Below are 19768 nucleotides of genomic sequence, written 5' to 3' on the forward strand. Positions count from 1 at the left end.
GTCGTGGCGGCTGACTCTGTCAGCGGCCTCGCCAGCGCCCTGCGAGGAAGGCGTATTCTACTGAATCGGCTGAGCTTGTCAACTCTCTTCGCTGGCCTCACCGGGGTGAGGCTGCCATCGAAGCGCCGGTACCGCCGGCTGCCTTCAGCGTGGCGTGCATTCTACCGTCTCCGGCGCTCCTGTCAATCGCGAATCTCACTAGCCGATCCGAAAAAACCAAACAGAAACAAGCACTTTCTCCACTTCTACCGCCGGTAACGTTTGCCCGTTGCCGGCAGCGGATGCGTACTTTAAGGGCTGAGCGTCGCCGCTGCAAGGACTTTCGTCGCAAAATTTCACGGCCCGCCCGAAACGCCCATCCACAGGCGCTTCCGAGCGAGCGGCTGTGGACAGGACAGGCTCAGCCAGTAGCGGTGGGTTGCTTCATCTTGCGCAATATCGCCTGGGTCGGCCCGGATGCGACATAGGCACCGAACAGCAGGAGCAGCATTACCGAGGGCTGCATGGAGATCACCACGAAACCCAGCACGATGGCCAGCAGCACCACGAAAGGCACCGGCCCCTTGAGGTCGACCTCCTTGAAGCTGTAGTAGCGGATATTACTGACCATCAGCACGCCGGCAGCAGCCACCACCAGCAGCATCAGAATCTTGAACCCGACGGCATCGGCATCGAAGCTGTGGAAGGTCCAGACACTTGCCGCCACGAAAGCGGCAGCCGATGGGCTGGGCAGGCCAATGAACCACTTCTTGTCAACGCTGCCGACCTGCACATTGAAGCGTGCCAGCCGCAGGGCGGCACAGGCCACGTAGAGGAAGGCCACCACCCAGCCGGTCTTGCCGATGTCCTGCAGAATCCAGGTGAAGGCGACCAATGCCGGGGCCACGCCGAAAGAGACCATGTCGGAAAGGCTGTCGTATTCGGCACCGAAAGCACTCTGGGTATTGGTCATGCGGGCGACACGCCCATCCAGGCCGTCGAGCACCATGGCAATGAAAATGGCCACCGCCGCCGCAGTGAAGTCGCCATTGATACCGGCCACCACGGAGAAGAAGCCGGCAAACAGCGCCGAAGTCGTGAACAGGTTGGGCAGCAGATAGATTCCCCTGCGCCTCACCTTCTTGCCATCCTCAATGGACTCCTCGATAACCTCCGTTTCGCGAACGAAAGCGGCAGCCAGATCTTCCTCGGCAGGAGGGAGCCGTTCGTGCTCGCTCGGGCCGGATTCGTCACCCTCTTCATGAGGGCCATGCTCGGTATTGCGGGGATCCTGACTCATTCATCTCGTCCGTTGCCAGAATGGAGTCGCCCGAAGGCGATGACTTCATTCTACACGCTGTCACCGAAGCGCAAAGTGCCACGGCTACCTTCTGATACGACAAGGGCGCGGAAGCCCGCGCCCTTGAGGTGGTCCAGACGAGCCGAGGCTCAGTTCTTGGACTTGTCCACCAGCTGGTTGGCAGCAATCCACGGCATCATGCCGCGCAGCTTGGCACCGACCTGCTCGATGTCGTGCTCAGCATTCAGGCGACGGCGAGCGGTCATCGAAGGATAGTTGCTGTTGCCTTCATTGATGAACATCTTGGCGTATTCGCCGGTCTGGATGCGCTTGAGTGCATTGCGCATCGCCGCACGCGACTGCTCGTTGATGATCTCGGGGCCGGTCACGTACTCACCATACTCCGCGTTGTTGGAGATGGAGTAGTTCATGTTGGCGATGCCGCCCTCATACATGAGATCGACGATCAGCTTGAGCTCGTGGAGGCACTCGAAGTAGGCCATTTCCGGAGCGTAGCCTGCCTCGGTGAGGGTCTCGAAACCGGCCTTGACCAACTCGACCGCACCACCGCACAGTACCGCCTGCTCGCCAAACAGGTCGGTCTCCGTCTCATCCTTGAACGTGGTCTCGATGATGCCGCTGCGGCCGCCGCCGACACCGGCAGCGTAGGAGAGCGCCAGCTCCTTGGCGGTACCGGAGGCATCCTGGTGGATGGCGATCAGGTCGGGAATACCGCCACCCTTGACGAACTCGGAGCGCACGGTGTGGCCCGGGGCCTTGGGCGCAATCATGATCACGTCCAGGTCCTTGCGCGGCTCGATCTGATTGTAGTGAATGTTGAAGCCGTGGGCGAAGGCCAGGGTGGCCCCCTGCTTGAGATTCGGCTCGACCTCGTTCTCGTAGATGGCCTTCTGGTTCTCGTCCGGCGCCAGGATCATGACGACGTCGGCGCTCTTGCAGGCCTCCGGCACACCGGAAACCTTGAGGCCGGCGGCCTCGGCCTTGGCGGCAGAGGACGAGCCGGCACGCAAGGCGACGGTGACATCGACGCCCGACTCCTTCAGGTTGTTGGCATGGGCATGGCCCTGGGAGCCATACCCGACGATGGTCACCTTCTTGCCTTGAATGAGGGAGAGATCGCAATCCTTGTCGTAATACACGCGCATGATGTGCTCCTGAAGTGGTTGACCGAAGGGTTGAGGTGTCAGCGTTGATGGCCACCCGCGCCGTCTGTTGCGGCACTGGGCATCCTGCCATCCGATGCCGTCACCTTACGCCAGCACTGACATTGCGTAAAACGCTATATTTGCAACACGACATGCCGGAATATGAAATAATCAAACCATGGACATGCGCCCCCTCAAGCAGTTTCTCGCCCTGGCCGATACGCTGCACTTCGGTCGTGCCAGCGAGCTCTGCCACGTCAGCCCTTCCACGCTCTCACGCACCATCCGCCAACTGGAGCAGAACCTGGAAGTACCGCTGTTCGAGCGCGATAACCGCCACGTGGCCCTGACCCCCCAGGGCCTGATCTTTCAGGAGTACGCCAGGGATACCCTGGCGCAGTGGGAGGTGCTGCGCCACACGCTGAGCAGGCATGCCGACGAACTCGCCGGTGAGATCAGCATTTATTGCTCGGTCACCGCCAGCTACAGCTTCCTCTACGATCTGCTCAGCGACTTTCGACTGCGCCACCCAAGAATCGAGCTCAAGCTGCATACCGGCGATCCCGCCGAATCCATGTCACGGGTACTCGACGGCGAAGAAGACATGGCGATCACCCCGAGGCCACGCGGCGTACCGAGTCCTCTGGCCTTCAAGTCCCTGACTCGCTCGCCACTGGTCTTCATCGCCCCCGCCGCCCAGGCCGACTGGATCCCCGGCACCCCCGAATCCCCCTCTGCCACACAGTGGCAGAACGTGCCGATGATCCTCTCCGAAGCGGGTCTGTCACGGGAGTACGCCGACACCTGGTTCAAGGCCCTGGGCGTCGCCCCGCGCATCTATGCCCAGGTCGCCGGCCACGAGGCCATCGTCAGCATGGTCGGCCTGGGCTTCGGAGTCGGCGTGGTGCCGAAGATCGTGCTCGACAACAGCCCCCTCGTCGAACGCGTCAGGGTGCTCCCGGTCAAGCCGGAGCTACCCCACTACGACGTCGGGCTGTGCGTGCTCAATCGCCGCCTGAAGAGCCCGCTGATCCAGGCACTGTGGGACGAGGTCGTGGAGCGCTGAAACGAAAAAGCCGCCCCGAAGGGCGGCTGAACGCTTCAAACAGTCAGAATCAGAGGCTGAGGACTTTATCGCCTCGTGCGATACCGGAAACCCCCGTCCGCGCCACTTCCAGAATGCCCACCGGCCCCATGGCCTGAAGGAAGGCATCCAGCTTGCCGGCATCGCCGGTGATCTGCACGGTGTAGAGGCTGGGCGTCACGTCGACGATCTGCGCGCGGAAGATATCCACCGTGCGCTTGACCTCGTCTCGGGCCGCTCCCAGGGCCTTGACCTTCACCAGCATCAGCTCGCGCTCGATGTGGTTGCCCTCGGTGAGGTCAACGAGCTTGATCACGTCGATCAGCTTGTTGAGATGCTTGGTGATCTGCTCGATCACCCGGTCATCGCCCACGGTGGTCACGGTCAGCCGCGACAGCGACGGGTCCTCGGTGGGCGCCACGTTCAGCGTCTCGATGTTGAAGTTTCGCTGCGAGAACAGCCCCACCACCCGCGACAGAGCGCCCGGTTCGTTTTCCATCAGAATCGAGATGATATGACGCATCAGGTCCGCTCCGTCTTGGAAAGCAGCATGTCACGCATGGAGCCCAGGGGCACCTGCATCGGATAAACGTGCTCGCGCGGGTCGACGATGACGTCGAGGAACACCAGCTCATGGTTGTCGGCGAAGGTACGCTCGAGCGCCGGGCCGAGCTCATCCTTCGTCTCCACCCGCAGCGCGGTGAAGCCATATGCCTCGATCAGCTTGCTGAAGTCCGGTAGCGATTCCATGTAGGAGTGCGCATGACGCGACTTGTAGTTGAGATCCTGCCACTGACGCACCATGCCCAGCGAAGCGTTGTTCAGGTTGACGATCTTCACGCCACCGCCGAACTGCTTACAGGTCGACAGCTCCTGCATCATCATCTGGAAGCTGCCTTCGCCGGTGACGCAGATCACCTGCTCATCGGGGAAGTTCTGCTTGATGCCCATGGCCGCAGGAAAGCCGAAGCCCATGGTCCCGAGCCCGCCGGAGGTGATGAAACGGTTGGGCTTGTCGAACTTGTAATACTGGGCCGCGAACATCTGATGCTGCCCCACGTCGGTGGTCACGTACGCCTCGCCGCGAGTGGCCTCGCAGAGCGCCTCGATCACTTCCTGGGGCTTGAGCGCCTCGCCCGACTGAGAAGGCTCGTAGAGCTTGCCCGACCGCTCGCTGCGCCAGCCTTCGATCTTCTGCCACCACTCGCCGAGCGCTTCGGGATGCTCGACCTCCTTGCCCTGCAGCAGGCTGATCATCTCGTTGATCACGCTACCCGCCGGCCCGACGATGGGCACGTCGGCACGCACGGTCTTGGAAACCGAACTGGGATCGATGTCCACGTGCACGATCTTGGCCGTGGGACAGAACTTGGAGGTGTTGTTGGTGACCCGGTCGTCGAAGCGAGCCCCGATGGCAATGATCAGGTCGGCATGGTGCATGGCCATGTTCGACTCATAGGAGCCATGCATGCCCAGCCAGCCCAGGCACTGACGATCGCTCTGCGGATAGGAGCCGATGCCCATCAGCGTCGTGGTGATGGGATAGCCCAATCGCTTGACCAGGTCGGTGAGCCCCTCGCTGGCCCGGCCGGTGACCACACCGCCGCCGGTGTAGAACATTGGCCGCTTGGCCTTGAGCATCAGCTCGACGGCCTTCTTGATCTGGCCTGTGTGACCACGGGCCACCGGGTTGTACGAGCGCATCTTGATCTTCTTGGGATAGACGTACTCGTAGCGCTCGGTGGGGGCGGTCATGTCCTTGGGAATGTCCACCACCACCGGGCCGGGGCGGCCGGTAGAAGCCAGGTAGTAGGCCTTCTTGAGCACTTCCGGGATCTCGGACGGGTGCTTGATCGAGAAGCTGTGCTTCACGATGGGCCGCGTCACGCCGATGATGTCGGTCTCCTGGAAGGCGTCCTCGCCGATCAGGTGGCTGGCCACCTGACCGCACAGCACCACCATGGGTATCGAGTCCATGTAGGCGGTTGCAATGCCGGTAACGGCATTGGTGGCACCGGGGCCGGAAGTCACCAGCACCGTGCCCGGCTTGCCCGAAGCCCGGGCATAACCGTCGGCGGCATGGGTCGCCGCCTGTTCATGGCGCACCAGGATGTGCTTGACCTTGTCCTGGCGGAACAGCGCATCGTAGATGTGCAGCGCCGCACCACCGGGATAGCCGTATATATATTCGACGCCCTCATCCTGCAGGAATCGGGCAATCATGTCCGCGCCGGAAAGCAGTTCCACGTGTGTTTCTCCCCTGGAGGTCTCGAGTGCGATCCGCGCCCTTCGACGGGCACGGGTTCGAGTGCGACGGTATGTCGCTGCCGGATACGCCGGCACCTGATGCCAAACCCTGGCAATTGGCCCTGTTGGGGCCTGCACTCTCATTCGGGACCCCTGATTTATTGCTGCGCTCGCGACAAAAATCATCGGGTCCCTTCACGGCGGTTAACCGCGTCGGGGGCGTTGGCCAGGACGGGCGGTTGGCCCGGTCCCGGTAGTCCTTCGGCGGGTAGAGGCAACATGGCCTACCCGTCACGCGGTAGTGGGGGGTTGCCCGCAGAGTCCGCGCCCGCAAATCAGGAACGGACAAGATTCCAATAGCGTCGCAGCAGTGTCAACCGCCAAGCGACTTTTGCTGGCCAAGAGCGGGAGTTTCCGCAAGATTTCGAATAAAAAAGCCCGCCAGCAAAGGGCGGGCGGGCAAGGGGGTTACAGGACGCAACCTGTATTCAGTGTAGCCAGTTGCCAACCCCATGGCCGGCCAACTGCGTAACGCTTTGTGTCAGGTGTTGAACGACAATTTCCCGTTCTCGACGGTGACGCGAATCACATCGCCGGGGCGGAACTTGCCCGCCAGCAGGTCCTGGGCCAGCGGATTCTCGATGCGGCTCTGGATCGCCCGCTTGAGCGGGCGGGCGCCATAGACCGGGTCGAAGCCCACCACGGCCAGTTGGGCCAGGGCTTCGTCACTGACGTCCAGTTCCAGCTGATGCTCGGCGAGCCGGGCGCGCAGGCGATCGAGCTGGATGCCGGCAATGGCCTGGATCTGCTCCTGCATGAGGGCGTGGAACACCACTACCTCGTCGATGCGGTTGATCAGCTCCGGCCGGAAGTGGTCGCCGACCACGGCCATGACCATCTCCTTCATCTGCTCGTAGTCGCTGTCATCGCCGCCCATGCGCTGGATGATGTCCGAGCCCATGTTGGAGGTCATCACGATCACGGTATTGCGGAAGTCCACGGTGCGGCCCTGGCCATCGGTCAGGCGACCGTCCTCCAGTACCTGCAGCAGGATATTGAACACATCCGCATGGGCCTTCTCCACCTCGTCGAGGAGCAGTACCGAGTATGGCCGGCGGCGCACCGCCTCGGTGAGATACCCCCCCTCCTCGTAGCCGACATAGCCGGGAGGCGCACCGATCAGCCGTGCCACGGAGTGCTTCTCCATGAACTCCGACATGTCGATGCGCACCATGGACTCCTCAGTGTCGAAGAGGAAGTTGGCCAGCGCCTTGCACAGCTCCGTCTTGCCCACCCCGGTGGGGCCAAGGAACAGGAAGGATCCGTTGGGACGATTGGGATCCGAGAGACCCGCTCGAGAACGGCGCACGGCGTTGGCCACGGCGGTGACCGCCTCATCCTGACCGATCACCCGCTCATGCAGCGACTCCTCCATGCGCAGCAGCTTGTCGCGCTCGCCCTCCAGCATCTTGGCAACCGGAATGCCGGTCCAGCGCGACACCACCTCGGCAATCTCCTCCTCGGTGACATTGGAGCGCAGCAGCTGGTGGCGGGAAGTATCGGCTTCCGCCTCGCTGCTCTCGGCGATCTTTCGCTCCAGCTCGGGAATCACCCCGTACTGCAGCTCGGACATGCGCGCGAGATCCCCCTGGCGGCGCGCCTGTTCCAGGTCGGTGCGCACCTTGTCCAGTTCATCCTTGTACTGCGCCGCCCCCTGAATACTGGCCTTCTCGGCCTTCCAGATCTCATCGAGGTCGGCGTACTCCCGCTCGAGCTCGTCGATCTGGGCCTGCAGGCTCTCCAGACGCTTGCGCGAGGCCTCGTCGGTCTCCTTCTTGAGGTGCTCACGCTCCATCTTGAGCTGGATCAGCCGGCGGTCGAGGCGGTCCATCTCCTCGGGCTTGGAGTCCAGCTCCATGCGAATGCGAGACGAGGCCTCGTCGATCAGGTCGATGGCCTTGTCGGGAAGCTGCCGGTCGGTGATGTAGCGAGTCGAGAGCTTGGCCGCGGCGATGATCGCACCGTCGGTAATGTCGACGCCGTGGTGGACCTCGTAGCGCTCCTTGAGCCCGCGCAGGATCGCCACGGTGTCCTCCTCGGAAGGCTCCTCCACCAGCACCTTCTGGAAGCGTCGCTCGAGCGCGGCATCCTTCTCGATATGCTGGCGGTACTCATTCAGGGTGGTGGCACCCACGCAGTGCAGCTCACCGCGGGCCAGCGCCGGCTTGAGCATGTTGCCGGCGTCCATGGCACCCTCGGCCTTGCCGGCGCCGACCATGGTATGCAGCTCATCGATGAACAGGATGACCTGGCCCTCCTCCTGGGAGAGCTCCTTGAGCACCGACTTCAGCCGCTCCTCGAATTCACCGCGGAACTTGGCACCCGCCAGCAGCGAGCCCATGTCCAGCGATAGCACGCGCTTGTTCTTGAGTCCCTCTGGCACCTCGCCGTCGACGATGCGCTGGGCCAGACCCTCGACGATGGCGGTCTTGCCAACGCCGGGCTCGCCGATCAGTACCGGGTTGTTCTTGGTGCGACGCTGCAGTACCTGGATGGTGCGACGGATTTCGTCGTCGCGACCGATAACCGGATCGAGCTTGCCGCTGGCGGCCCGCTCGGTGAGGTCCAGGGTGTATTTCTCCAGCGCCTCGCGCTGTTCCTCGGCATTGGGATCATCGACCCGCTCGCCACCCCGCAGGCTGTCGATGGCCGTCTCCAGGGACTTGCGCGTCACGCCGGCCTGGGTCAGCAGCTTGCTCACGCCATGGCGCATTTCCAGCGCCGCCAGCAGCACCAGCTCGCTGGCAATGTACTGGTCACCGCGCTTCTGCGCCTCGCGGTCGGTGAGGTTGAACAGCTTGATCAAGTTACGGGAGGGCTGCACCTCCCCCTCGAACTGGCTGACCTGGGGCAGGTCGTCGAGATAGCCCACGAGGCTGTCGCGCAGCCGAGCAGGGTCGCCGTCGGCTCGCTGTATCAGCGCCTTGACGCCGGTGTCGCTGGCATCGAGCAGCGCCAGCAGCAGGTGGCCGGGGTCGAGCTGGTTGTGTCCTCGGCCCACGGCCAGGGACTGAGCATCAGCCACGGCGTTCTGCAGCTTGCCGGTAAACTTGTCGAATCGCATTCGGTCACTCCTCCATCGGGGTGGCGGCGCTGCTTGGACGCACCGCTTGGCCCTGTCATATCGCGTTTGACAGTATCAATGGAGTCAGAGGGGCCAGCTTTCAAGTCGCCTGCCAGGGAAAGGGATTTTTAGCTTGACACAGGTCAGGCTATGCCAGAGAGCGGCGCGCCTGGAAGGCGCCCGTTAACACCCAGGAGCCTGTCGGATTTGACCGGATCTCGCAGTCGATCAACGTCACGTCCGACAGACTCCTCACTTACCTTAGCCAGATCACGCTGGCCATCCGCCCCGTCCTGCCGTTATCACGACGATGGGAGTAGAAGCGCGATTCGCAGGCAGTACAGAAGTGGCCGCCGCTGACATGCGACACGCCGAGTCGCTCCAGCCGCAGCCTGGCCAGCTTGTAGAGGTCGCCCATGAAATGACCCAGGCGATAGGGGCTCGGATCGAAGGCTGCCTCGGCCTCGGGATGGACCCCGGTGAAGGCCTGCTGCACCTCGGGGCCTACCTCGAACTGGGCATTGGAGATCGCCGGCCCCAGCCAGGCCATCACCTCTTCCGGCGGCACGCCCAGCGCCGCCACCGACGCTTCCAGTACGCCGCCGGCCAGTCCGCGCCAGCCCGCATGGGCCACACCGACCCGGGTACCCTGGCGATTGCAGAAGAACACCGGCAGGCAGTCGGCGGTGAGTACCGCACAGGCGTAGCTTGAATCGAAGGCCACGGCGGCATCGGCCTCGGGCATGGCCTCGGAGTAGCTTGCCTGCACCCGGGCCCCATGTACCTGGTTCAACCACAGCAGCGGCCTGTCACTGTCGAGCTCATCCGCCAGCAGGCGGCGGCAGAGCGCCACATGATTGGGGTTATCACCCACCCTGTCACTCGGGTTGAAACTGGCGAAATCCCCCTGGCTGGGGCCGGATTCCCGAGTGGTCACGAAGGCGCCGACACTCACGGGGGCCGGCCAGTCCGGTTCGATCAGGGTGGGCTGCAGGTGAGGGGCATCGCTCATAGCATCGCCTCGCGGTCGTCGCGGAGATAGTCGATCAGCATCAGCAGATCATCGGGCAGGGCGGCACGAAACTCGACTCGCTCACCGCTGCCGGGATGGACGAAGGCCAGCTTGCGGGCATGGAGCGCCTGGCGAGGGAAACCACGCAGCAGCTCCTTGAGGCCTTCGCTGGCTCCCGGCGGCAGCTTGAGACGGCTGCCATAGACCGGATCGCCGATCAGGGGAAAGCGCTGATGGGCCAGGTGGACGCGAATCTGGTGGGTGCGCCCGGTCTCGAGCCGGCAGCGCACATGGGTATGGGCGCGGAACCGCTCCACCACGCGATAGTGGGTCACCGCCGGCTTGCCATTGGCGTTGACCGCCTGGCGCTTGCGATCCTTGGGGTGGCGACCGATCGGCGCGTCAACGGTGCCCCCGGCCGTCATCACTCCCACCGACACGGCATCGTATTCACGCGAGACCGTGCGCGACTGCAGCTGATCGACCAACGCGGTCTGGGCGGTCAAGGTCTTGGCGACCACCATCAGCCCGGTCGTGTCCTTGTCCAGGCGGTGCACGATGCCCGCCCTGGGCACCATGGCGAGGGCGGGGCAGTGATGCAGCAATGCATTGAGCAGGGTGCCGTCGGGATTGCCCGCTGCCGGATGGACCACCAGCCCCGCCGGCTTGTCGATGACCAGTAACTCGTCGTCCTCATGAACCACGTCCAGGGGAATATCTTCGGCCTCGAAGCGGGTGTCGTCCTCGATTTCGGCCACGAGTCGCAGCCACTCGCCGCCGGCCACCTTGTCCTTGGGCCTGCCAGGCTCCCCGTCGACCGTCAGGGCGCCCTGCTTAATCCAACCCTTGAGCCGTTCGCGGGAATGGTCGGCGAAGAGCTCGGATGCAGCCTGGTCCAGGCGGGCTCCGGCGAGGGAAACGGGCACTCGTTGCTGGGCTTCCAAAATCTGGGGCATATAGGGGCTATCGCTGGGCAGGCACCGGAGGACTGCGTTTTCACGCAAGGTGCTTTATAGTGGACGGGTTACGGCCAATCCTACCATGGCCGACACGGGATGTTAGACACGAGGATCAGGATGCGCGTTTCCACCATCGCTACACGCCTTGTCGCCCTGCTGCTGACCACTGCCCTGGTCACCGGTTGCGCCGGCAGGTCAGGCTCGAACGACGAGGACGAGTTCGCCGGCGTCGCCGAACAAGAGCTCTACGAAGAGGCCCGGGAGGCTCTGGAAAGAGGACGCCACACCACGGCGATCTCTCGTCTCGAGGCGCTCGATACCCGCTTCCCCTTCGGCCGTCATGCCGAACAGGCACAGCTTGAATTGATCTACGCCTACTACGAGACGAATGACTGGGAAGCCGCCCGCGCCGCAGCCAGCCGCTTCATTCGCCTGCACCCCACCCACCCACAGGCCGACTACGCGCTCTACATGCGCGGACTCTCCTCCTGGCAGGCAGGCCGGTTCAGCCTGGAGCGACTGCGCCTGATCGACATTTCAAAGCGTGATCTCGGTGCCTCGCGGGATGCCTATACCGACTTCCGCGAACTGGTCAGCCGCTACCCCGACAGCGAGTACGCGCCGGATGCCCAGCAGCGCATCATCTACCTGCGCAACTTGCTGGCACGACACGAGCTCCATGTCGCCGACTTCTATCTGCGCAAGGGTGCCTACCTGGCAGCCGTGGAGCGCGGCCGCTGGGTGGTCGAGAACTTCCCCGAGGCCGAAGCCACCCGTGATGCCCTGGCAGTGATGGTCGAGGGCTACCTGGGCCTCGACATGCGCGACCGCGCCCGTGAAGTACTGCAGGTGCTGATCGAGAACGACCCGGGCAACGAGCGCCTGCGCGGCCGTACCTTCCGCCCGCAGCATGTGAGCGCCCAGGCACTATCGGCCTGAGCCACGGCCTGGGATAAAAAAAAACCGCGATGGGCTCATCGCGGTTTTTTTCGCCCTACTCGCCCGGCTGCCAGCCGTTGACGATGGGGTAGCGACGGTCGCGACCGAAGCCCCGTGGCGTCACCCGCACCCCTACCGGCGCCTGACGCCGCTTGTACTCGCAACGGTCGACCAGCTGAACCACTCGATAGACGTCATCAGTATCGTAGCCAGCCTCGATGATCGCCTCCGCGCTCATGTCACCCTCTATGTAGCACATCAGGATGGCATCGAGCACATCGTAGTCGGGCAGCGAGTCGCTATCCTTCTGGTCCGGCGCAAGCTCGGCAGAGGGGGGGCGATCGATGACCCGCTCGGGTATCGCCGGTGACTGGGTATTGCGCCAGCGGGCCAGCCGATAGACCCAGGTCTTGTAGACATCCTTGAGGGCATTGAACCCCCCGACCATGTCGCCATAGAGCGTGGCATAGCCCACCGCCATCTCGCTCTTGTTGCCGGTGGTCAGCACCATCAGCCCCTTCTTGTTGGAGATCGCCATCAGCAGCACACCGCGACAGCGCGACTGCAGGTTCTCTTCCGTGGTATCCCGCTGGGTACCGGCGAAGGTATCGGCCAGGGTCTCCATGAAGGCATCGACCATGGGCTCGATGGGCAGGACCTGGTAGCCGACACCCAGCAGCCGAGCCTGCTCGGCAGCATCCTCCCGGGAGATATCGGCGGTATAGCGATAAGGCATCATCACCGCCTGCACCCGCTGCGGGCCCAGCGCATCCACGGCGATGGCCAACGACAGGCCGAATCGATGCCACCGGACAACCCCATCACCACGCCATCGAAACCACTCTTGTTGACGTAGTCGCGAAGGCCGCTGACCAGGGCACAGTAGAGGCTCTCTTCCGGCGCTTCCGGGGGCTCGATCTCCCCCTCCTGCGGCACCCACCGCCCCGCTTCCTGCACGAACTGGACCGGCATCAGGCCCGCCTGCCAGTAGGGGGCCAATACGCGCAAGGCGCCACTGCCATCCACGCAGGCCGAACCACCATCGAACACCAGCTCGTCCTGCCCGCCGATGGTGTTGACGTACACCACCGGCAACCCCACCTCGGCGGCACGCTGCTCGAGCAGGCGCAGGCGCTCGGCCGGTTTGTCCTGATGGTAGGGCGAAGCATTGAGGGTAATCAGGATCTCGGCGCCTTCATCGCGGGCCGTCCGCACGGGTGCGCCATCCCACAGGTCCTCGCAGATCAACAGGCCGAGCTTCGCCCCCTTGTGCTCGATGACCAGGCTCCGCTCGCCGGTGGCGAAGTAGCGCCGCTCGTCGAACACCTGATAGTTGGGCAGCACCTGCTTGGCGTACTCGTCGAGCCATTCGCCGTTGTAGAGCAGTCCCGCCAGGTTGTAGCCGTTCCCCTCCCGGCGCCCCGGGTAGCCGATGATCACCAGCACGTCGCGTACCACCTTGGCGGCCATGCGGGAACGTGCTGCGCGCAAGCGGGTCTCCATGGAAGGCCGCAGCAGCAGATCTTCCGGCGGATAACCGCTGAGATAGAGCTCGGGAAACACCACGATATCGGCACCATGCTCGATACGTGCCTCACGAACGGCCTCGATGGCCCGGTCGGCATTGCCGGGAATGTCCCCCACCAGCGGGTCCAACTGAGCCATTACCAGCGTCAAGTCTTGCATGGGCGTAGAAATCTCTTGAGAATCCAATGTATTCATATTGTCCCGCAAGGGGGTCCGGCTGGCAAAGCCGCTAGCCCCAGAGGGAGTTTACGAACCCACGAGCGACAGCCTGGCAAGGCGAAACCAGACGAAAAACAAGAACTTCCGTGCGTCTTAACAAGCACGTTTCGCATGGTTTCACTATCCCATGGCTGACGTATTAGCTTAGTAGACACCCTCTCACCAGGGAGCCAGAAAAGGATGAATCTATTGCTCATTCGTCTGATCATCTTCGCCGTGCTGTTCTTCGCCGGCCTCAAACTCTACCGCATGTACCGCGAGTGGAAACTCAACCAGGAGGAACTGCTGGAAGATGACAAGCGCCAGGAGGGTGGCCAGATGGTTCGCTGCCGCTGGTGCCAGGTCCACGTACCGGAAACCGAGGCCCTGCGCGACCGGGGCGAGTGGTTCTGTTCCAGCGCCCACCGCGACCGCTACCTGCAGGAGCAGAAGCCCGAGGAGTAAGCGCACCACTGCCGACATTCGCATACGGCCCGTTCAGCAGGATGCCTACACACTCTGTCAGAAATCGCTTACAGAACCGTCGCCAGTCCCGACTAGAGTGAAAAAGCCCATGTAACAAGGGATTTCACTCCGGGAGAACACCATGCGCACGGACGCCCCAATCGGCGCCGCCTTGCTCGGCGGCCCCTCTTCTCTGGCCGACCAGCGCGGCCTGACCCTGGTCGAGCTGCTGGTCGCCATTACGGTCATGGCCCTGCTGTTCGGCTGGGCCATTCCCGCCTTCCAGACACTGAGCGCTCGCCAAGAGGTATCGGCCGAAGTGATGCGCCTCAAGACCGCACTGGCGCTGGCCCGCAATGCGGCCATCGCCCGCCGCGCCACCGTCACCGTCTGCCCCAGCCACGACCAGTTGAGCTGCAACAACAAAGACTGGACGGCACCGCTGGTGATAATCCGGGGCCGGGCCGAGGGGGGCAGTATCGGCAGCGACGAGGTGCTCCGGATTCTCGACGACAGCCGTGTCGTCTCGCTCAGCTATCGCCAGGATGGTCGGCCGGTGCGCTACGGCCCCTTGGGACGGCCCGCCGGGCACAACGGCACCTTCACGATCTGCGGCCGATACGACACCGGTGCCAAGGTGGTTGTCAGCAACTTCGGCCGCGTGCGGGTGGAGACCGGAGCGACCTGCTGAGAAAACTCGAATATTTCGGCTTTGCCTGAAATAAAGTCGACAAGCGAAGGCGCAACCAGCTTTGGGGCAGAACCTAACCCTTGGGGCCCATCAACAGCCAAACAATCAACCCCACCAGCGGGAACAGCAACAGCACAATGATCCATAGCAGCTTGGCCACCGGGCCGGCCGGGCTCTTCGCCACCTTGACGATGGCCCAGACCACGATAATCAGCCAGATAAGGCCTAGCAGACCGCCTACCTCGATTCCCATCAGACATCTCCTTTGCTCGATGAGTCGCACATTTGCTCAGGCCACCACCGTCATGGGAGTGGCCGCCACTGGACTATACTGCAAGTGAGTATCGCCACGCCTCAAACCACTCTGCGGCGGCAGCGAGACACGCCTCCCGATGCCATGGCATCAGGGACCCTTGTCTCACCAGAGCGCAGCCGAGTCAAGATCGCAGGCATCGCATGACGCTGCACCTCAATGTCAACTGGCTCACGATCATCTTCCTTTCGCTCCTGACCATCGCGGTAGGCGCCAGCGCAACGCCATCTTCGGCGGATGAGCGCCTCCTGCTCGATTGGGACCAGACGGTGGAGAGACTCAGGATCACCGACCTGCAAGGCGAGGATATCACCGAGCTGACACAGCCCCGTCAGGAGCAGGGGCGGATCAGCTTGGCCACACCTGAATCCCGCCCCTTCGTCATCAAGAGTGACGAGATCGAAACCCTGCGGATCACCTCCAATGAGCCGCTGGCCTTGCCGAATGGCCTGGTCATCCCGTCACCCTTGCCCGACACCGAAACCGCTGATCGTGCGGTCGACGAGCCGTCGCCACTGACCGCCGTCTGGCTGCGCCTGACCCTGGCGGCCAGTCCGATTCCGGCCGTCTGGAACCCTTTGAGCGGCGCCTACCACACCGAACTGATCTTCGGGCTGCAGCCATCGGAGGAGCGACTCGCCCCCGGGCTCGAGCTGGAGCACCCGGTCGAAGTCCGCATCCGGCTCAGGGGGCTGACGATTCAAGACACGCTGCCCCCCCTTCGCATCGACGGCCCCGGCCTGGCCCACGAGCAGACTCTGCGACTGAGCTTCCTGCCCTCCACCCCCAACCCCACCCTGGAGGTCAGATCCACCATCTCCGACGTCAACCTGGAGCTCGAGGTACTGCCCCGCCTCGAACTGCGTCCGGCATCGCGCCGCGTGCTGGGGCTGGGCCTGGAAAACGTCGAAGTGACCCTGGTACGGCTGGCGCCTCACGGCATGCCGCTGCCCACGGAGCAGCCCACCGATGTCGCCCTGACCCTCGACGGCGGTGGCCGACTCGAGACCGGGGCGGCGCATTTCGCGCCGGGCCAGGCCACGACCTCATTCAGTCTGCGCTCCTCGGGGCTGGCCCCCATTACCGTCAGCGCCTTTACCGGCAGCCTGAGCAGTGAAATCGTGATCCAGCAGCAATTCCCCTGGGGACCGATCCTCGCCGCCCTGGTCGGGGGTGCCCTGGGTGGATATGGGCGCCGCTTCATCAAAGGCGCCCGCCAGGCGCTGACCCGGCGGCGGCTTGTCGAAGGCCTCCTGGTGGCCAGTATCGCCTATGTCGCCGGGGTGCTCGGCGTCGGCTACCTGGGGCTCCCGGGGGTCGTGGTGGCCACCGAGGCGGGCGCCTTTCTGACCGGCGCACTGACTGGCTTCATCGGCGTCAACGTCCTTGAGACACTCTCCCGCGGCGGCAGCGGCCGCTGACCCCGGCATGGCCTGGTCGGCCACCGACCGCTCCCCTTTCATCGGCCATCTGGCCCGTTTCTTGCTTCATTCTTGTTTAGTGTTGAACACCCCCTCGGGTAGAATGCCCTTCCCCCTGTCATCTCGGAGGTGTCTTCCTTGGCCAGCGGACTGCTGATCAATGTGCTGATCTTTCTCGCCGCGGCGGTGCTGATCGTACCGGTGTTCAAGCGCCTGGGGCTCGGCGAGGTCCTCGGCTACCTGGCCGCCGGGGTGGTCATCGGCCCCTCGGTGCTGGCCCTGGTACCGGATGCGGAGGGCGTACTGCAGTTTTCCCAGGTGGGCATCGTCCTGCTGCTGTTCGTAATCGGCCTGGAGCTCAAGCCTTCGCGTCTCAGGGTGATGCGCAAGGCCGTATTCGGCTTCGGCAGCCTCCAGGTCAGCGTCACCACTCTGGTGCTCACCTTGGCTGCCTGGTGGCTGGGGCTGTCGCCCGCCGCGGCCATCGTGGTGGGTTTCAGCCTGGGGCTCTGCTCCACCCCCCTGGTCCTGCACCTGCTTGGTGAACGCAAGGAGCTGCAGACGCGCCACGGGCGCCACGCCTTCGCCCTGCTGCTGTTCCAGGACCTGGCGGCGATCCCGGTACTGGCCATCGTTCCCCTGCTTGCCGCGGATGCCTTGATGACCAACGGCGCCGCACCGTTGCTGCGCGAGGTGAGTCTCGCCGCGGGGGCCTTCGCCGGGCTGATCCTCGGAGGACGCTTCCTGCTGCGACCGCTGTTCCACTATGCCGCCGCCACTCGCAGCCGCGAGGTCTTCGCCGGCACCGCCCTGCTGGTGGTGATCGGTGCCGCCCTGCTGATGGAGCTGGCCGGCCTCTCCATGGCCCTGGGCGCCTTCATTGCCGGCGTACTGCTCGCCGACTCGGAGTACCGCCACAATATCGAAGCCGACATCGAGCCCTACCGCGGCCTGCTGCTGGGGCTGTTCTTCATGGCCGTGGGCATGATGGCGGAGATCGGCCTGCTGGCGGAGATCCCGCTGGTCGTGCTCGGTCTGACCCTCGGGCTGGTGCTGCTCAAGGCACTGAGCCTGCTGGTCGCAACGAAGCTCTATGGGGGCAGCTGGAAGGAGGCTACCAACCTCGCCGTGCTGCTCTCCCAGGGCGGTGAATTCGGCTTCGTATTGCTCTCAGCGGCAGCCGCCGCCGCTCTGCTCGACCAGGCACTGGTCAGCCTGCTGATCCTGGTGATCTCTCTCTCCATGGTGGTCACGCCGCTGCTTTTCCAGCTGCATGTCCATGGCCTGCGTCGGCTGTTTGCGCCCTCCCGGGCCAAGCCCACCTACGACAGTCCCCGGGACGAATCACCCCAGATCATCATTGCGGGCTTCGGACGCTTCGGCCAGATCATGGGGCGCGCCCTGCAGGGGCTGAAGATCCCCTACACCGTGCTCGACATCAATGCCGAGCAGGTCGAGGTGGTACGGCGCTACGGCAACAAGGTCTACTACGGCGACGCCTCGCGCATCGACCTGCTCAAGGCCGCCGGCGCCGACAAGGCCCGGGTACTGGTCGTGGCGGTGGGCGACCCCGAGGCGTCCATGCGCATCGTCGAGCAGGCAAGGCGACAGTTCCCCCACCTCAAGCTCTATGCCCGAGCACGCAACCGCTACCACGCCCACCTGCTGATGCGAGCCGGCGTCATCCACATCGTGCGCGAGTTGCTGCCCGCCAGCCTGGAGTTGACCCGCGACGCCCTGGTCGGCCTGGGTATCCCTCCCGACCAGGCCCAGCACACCATCGACACCTTCCGTCCCCATGACGAGGAGGCGCTGATGCGCCAGCTGGCGGTGTTCGGCAACGAGAAGAAACAGATCCAGACCATCCAGGAGGCGGCCCGGGAGCTGGAGGCGCTCTACGAAGCCGACGAGGATATCGCCACCCGGGTGGAGGAGATCCCGCCCCGGCCTCACTGAACCGGCTGCAATCGCCACCAGGACGGCAGCAGGCTGCGAAACTGGTGATGGCCGAAGCGGTCGTCGATCAACACCAGCGTGCCTCGGTCCTGCGGCCCCCGGATGACCCGGCCGGCAGCCTGGATCACCTTGATCAGGCCGGGGATACGATAGGCATAGTCGTCGCCGCAGCCGAAGCGGCGCTCCAGCCGGGCCTTGAGCGCTTCGTTGAAGGGGTCGAACGGGGGCAGCCCCAGGGTGGCGATGAAGGCACCGATCAACCGATCTCCGGGCAGGTCGATGCCTTCGGCGAAGGCGCCGCCCAGTACCGCAAAGCCGATACCCTGCCCGCCAGGCCGGAAGCGCGCCAGAAAGGTGTCCCGGTCGGCTTCCTGCATGCCGCGGGTCTGGGCCCAGGCGGGTATCTCGGCATGGGCCTCACGCAGGCGGGCCAGCACGGTATCGAGGTAGGCAAAGCTGCTGAAGAAGGCCAGGTAGTTGCCCGGGCGTTGCCGGTACTGCCCTGCCAGTTCGGCGACGATCGGCTCGATGGAGGCAGCCCGGTCCCGCAGCCGCGTCGAAATGGCGCCCTGGATGCGCACTGCCAGCTGGTCGCTGGTGAAGGGTGACGACACCGACTGCCAGGCGCTCCCATCGGGCAGGCCCAGCAGGTCGCGATGGTAGTGGGCAGGGCTCAGGGTGGCCGAGAAGAGCACGCTGCTCCGGGCCGCAGTGAAGCGCGGTGCCAGGAAGTCGGCCGGCACCAGGTTGCGCAGTCCGACGACGGCGTGGCCTCTGCCATGGCATGTCAGGTCGCACAGCGAGTGGTCGCCGAAGGAGTCGGCCAGGCGACAGAAGGCCAGCGCCTCGAACAGTCGCTCCTGCAGCTCCGGATCCGCACCGGTCGGGTGCTCGCCCAGGTAATCGGTGATGGCGGCGGCCAGCAGTTGCAGCGCCCCCACCAGCTTGTCGGGAAGCCCATCCAGGATGCGGTAGGCCGGACGCCCCGGCTCACCTTCCGGTAACGGCTCGGCCTCGCGAACCAGCGCCTGCCACTGCCTCACCACTCGCCCCAGGGGGCGAACCAGTGCCGGCGGCGCCGAGCGATGCAGCCGGCTGAAACGCCGCTGGTCGATTTCGGCGCTGTACATGGCCCGGGCCCGTTCCACCAGGTTATGGGCTTCATCCACCAGCAGCGCCAGCCGCCAGTCGTTGGCCTGGGCCAGGCCATGCAGCAGGCCGCCAGCATCGAAGTAGTGGTTCACGTCCCCCACCGTCACATCGCACCAGCGCGCCAGCTCCTGGCCCAGGTAGTAGGGACAGACCTCATGGGCTAGCGCCACCTCACGCAGCGTCTCACGTTCAAGCCAGCCCCGGGTCACCGCCGCCTGGCGCGCCGCCGGCAGGC

General features: G+C 64.3%; 15 protein-coding genes and 1 pseudogene. 6 read left to right on the forward strand and 10 right to left on the reverse strand.

The genetic code is table 11. The features are described 5' to 3' along the window. Positions 1 to 400: 400 nt before the first annotated feature. Positions 401 to 1279 (reverse strand): CDP-diacylglycerol--serine O-phosphatidyltransferase, encoded by an 879-nt coding sequence (pssA, locus tag Q427_RS13725; RefSeq protein WP_043514794.1) that lies wholly within the window; start codon positions 1277 to 1279, stop codon positions 401 to 403. 149 nt (positions 1280 to 1428) lie between these two features. Further along, positions 1429 to 2445: a ketol-acid reductoisomerase gene (gene ilvC, locus Q427_RS13730; RefSeq protein ID WP_043511806.1), complete on the reverse strand. Its 1017-nt coding sequence runs from the start codon at positions 2443 to 2445 to the stop codon at positions 1429 to 1431. A 178-nt stretch (positions 2446 to 2623) separates the two neighbouring features. On the opposite strand from ilvC, the gene ilvY reads away from it, so the two are divergent. Then, positions 2624 to 3511 carry an HTH-type transcriptional activator IlvY gene (gene ilvY / locus Q427_RS13735; protein WP_043514797.1) on the forward strand — a complete coding sequence of 296 codons (888 nt, stop codon included), beginning with the start codon at positions 2624 to 2626 and terminating at the stop codon, positions 3509 to 3511. Between the two features lie 49 nt (positions 3512 to 3560). On the opposite strand, the gene ilvN is transcribed toward ilvY, so the two are convergent. From ilvN to rluD, 5 genes are all read right to left on the reverse strand, one after another. Further along, positions 3561 to 4052: an acetolactate synthase small subunit gene (gene ilvN / locus Q427_RS13740; protein WP_043511804.1), complete on the reverse strand. Its 492-nt coding sequence runs from the start codon at positions 4050 to 4052 to the stop codon at positions 3561 to 3563. Then, the gene (locus tag Q427_RS13745; protein WP_043514799.1) at positions 4052 to 5776 is read right to left on the reverse strand and encodes an acetolactate synthase 3 large subunit; all 1725 of its coding nucleotides are present in this window, start codon (positions 5774 to 5776) and stop codon (positions 4052 to 4054) included. The genes ilvN and Q427_RS13745 overlap by 1 nt, the downstream gene beginning before the upstream one ends. 541 nt (positions 5777 to 6317) lie before the next feature. Next, positions 6318 to 8900: an ATP-dependent chaperone ClpB gene (gene clpB / locus Q427_RS13750; RefSeq protein WP_043514801.1), complete on the reverse strand. Its 2583-nt coding sequence runs from the start codon at positions 8898 to 8900 to the stop codon at positions 6318 to 6320. A gap of 256 nt (positions 8901 to 9156) precedes the next feature. Further along, entirely contained in the window at positions 9157 to 9912 is a 756-nt protein-coding gene (gene pgeF, locus Q427_RS13755; RefSeq protein ID WP_043514803.1) for a peptidoglycan editing factor PgeF, read from the reverse strand. Continuing rightward, a complete protein-coding gene (gene rluD, locus Q427_RS13760) occupies positions 9909 to 10868 on the reverse strand; it encodes a 23S rRNA pseudouridine(1911/1915/1917) synthase RluD (RefSeq protein WP_043514806.1) in 960 nt (319 codons plus the stop codon). Before rluD ends, pgeF begins: the two co-directional genes overlap by 4 nt. 120 nt (positions 10869 to 10988) lie before the next feature. Here rluD and Q427_RS13765 point away from each other — a divergent pair, with 120 nt between their 5' ends. After that, entirely contained in the window at positions 10989 to 11810 is an 822-nt protein-coding gene (locus tag Q427_RS13765; protein ID WP_043514808.1) for an outer membrane protein assembly factor BamD, read from the forward strand. Between the two features lie 55 nt (positions 11811 to 11865). Here Q427_RS13765 and Q427_RS13770 read toward each other — a convergent pair. Next, positions 11866 to 13496, reverse strand: a pseudogene (locus tag Q427_RS13770) (NAD+ synthase). 240 nt (positions 13497 to 13736) lie between these two features. On the opposite strand from Q427_RS13770, the gene Q427_RS13775 reads away from it, so the two are divergent. Next, positions 13737 to 14000, forward strand: a complete 264-nt coding sequence (locus Q427_RS13775; protein ID WP_043514811.1) for a PP0621 family protein — start codon at positions 13737 to 13739, stop codon at positions 13998 to 14000. Between the two features lie 142 nt (positions 14001 to 14142). Beyond that, positions 14143 to 14691, forward strand: a complete 549-nt coding sequence (locus Q427_RS13780; RefSeq protein ID WP_051496374.1) for a GspH/FimT family pseudopilin — start codon at positions 14143 to 14145, stop codon at positions 14689 to 14691. Between the two features lie 73 nt (positions 14692 to 14764). Here the strand turns inward: Q427_RS13780 and Q427_RS13785 are convergent, their stop codons facing one another. Further along, entirely contained in the window at positions 14765 to 14944 is a 180-nt protein-coding gene (locus tag Q427_RS13785) for a PLDc N-terminal domain-containing protein (RefSeq protein ID WP_043514813.1), read from the reverse strand. A 203-nt stretch (positions 14945 to 15147) separates the two neighbouring features. Between Q427_RS13785 and Q427_RS13790 the strand changes: the two genes are divergently transcribed. Both Q427_RS13790 and Q427_RS13795 read left to right on the forward strand, forming a co-directional pair. Then, positions 15148 to 16425: a hypothetical protein gene (locus Q427_RS13790; RefSeq protein ID WP_043514816.1), complete on the forward strand. Its 1278-nt coding sequence runs from the start codon at positions 15148 to 15150 to the stop codon at positions 16423 to 16425. Between the two features lie 129 nt (positions 16426 to 16554). Beyond that, positions 16555 to 18381 carry a monovalent cation:proton antiporter-2 (CPA2) family protein gene (locus tag Q427_RS13795; RefSeq protein ID WP_442905493.1) on the forward strand — a complete coding sequence of 609 codons (1827 nt, stop codon included), beginning with the start codon at positions 16555 to 16557 and terminating at the stop codon, positions 18379 to 18381. Here Q427_RS13795 and Q427_RS13800 read toward each other — a convergent pair. Further along, a partial coding sequence (locus Q427_RS13800) for an ATP-dependent DNA helicase (protein ID WP_043514821.1) occupies positions 18375 to 19768 on the reverse strand: 1394 nt, incomplete at its 5' end. The genes Q427_RS13795 and Q427_RS13800 overlap by 7 nt on opposite strands.

It is taken from the genome of Halomonas sp. BC04, from assembly GCF_000568385.1.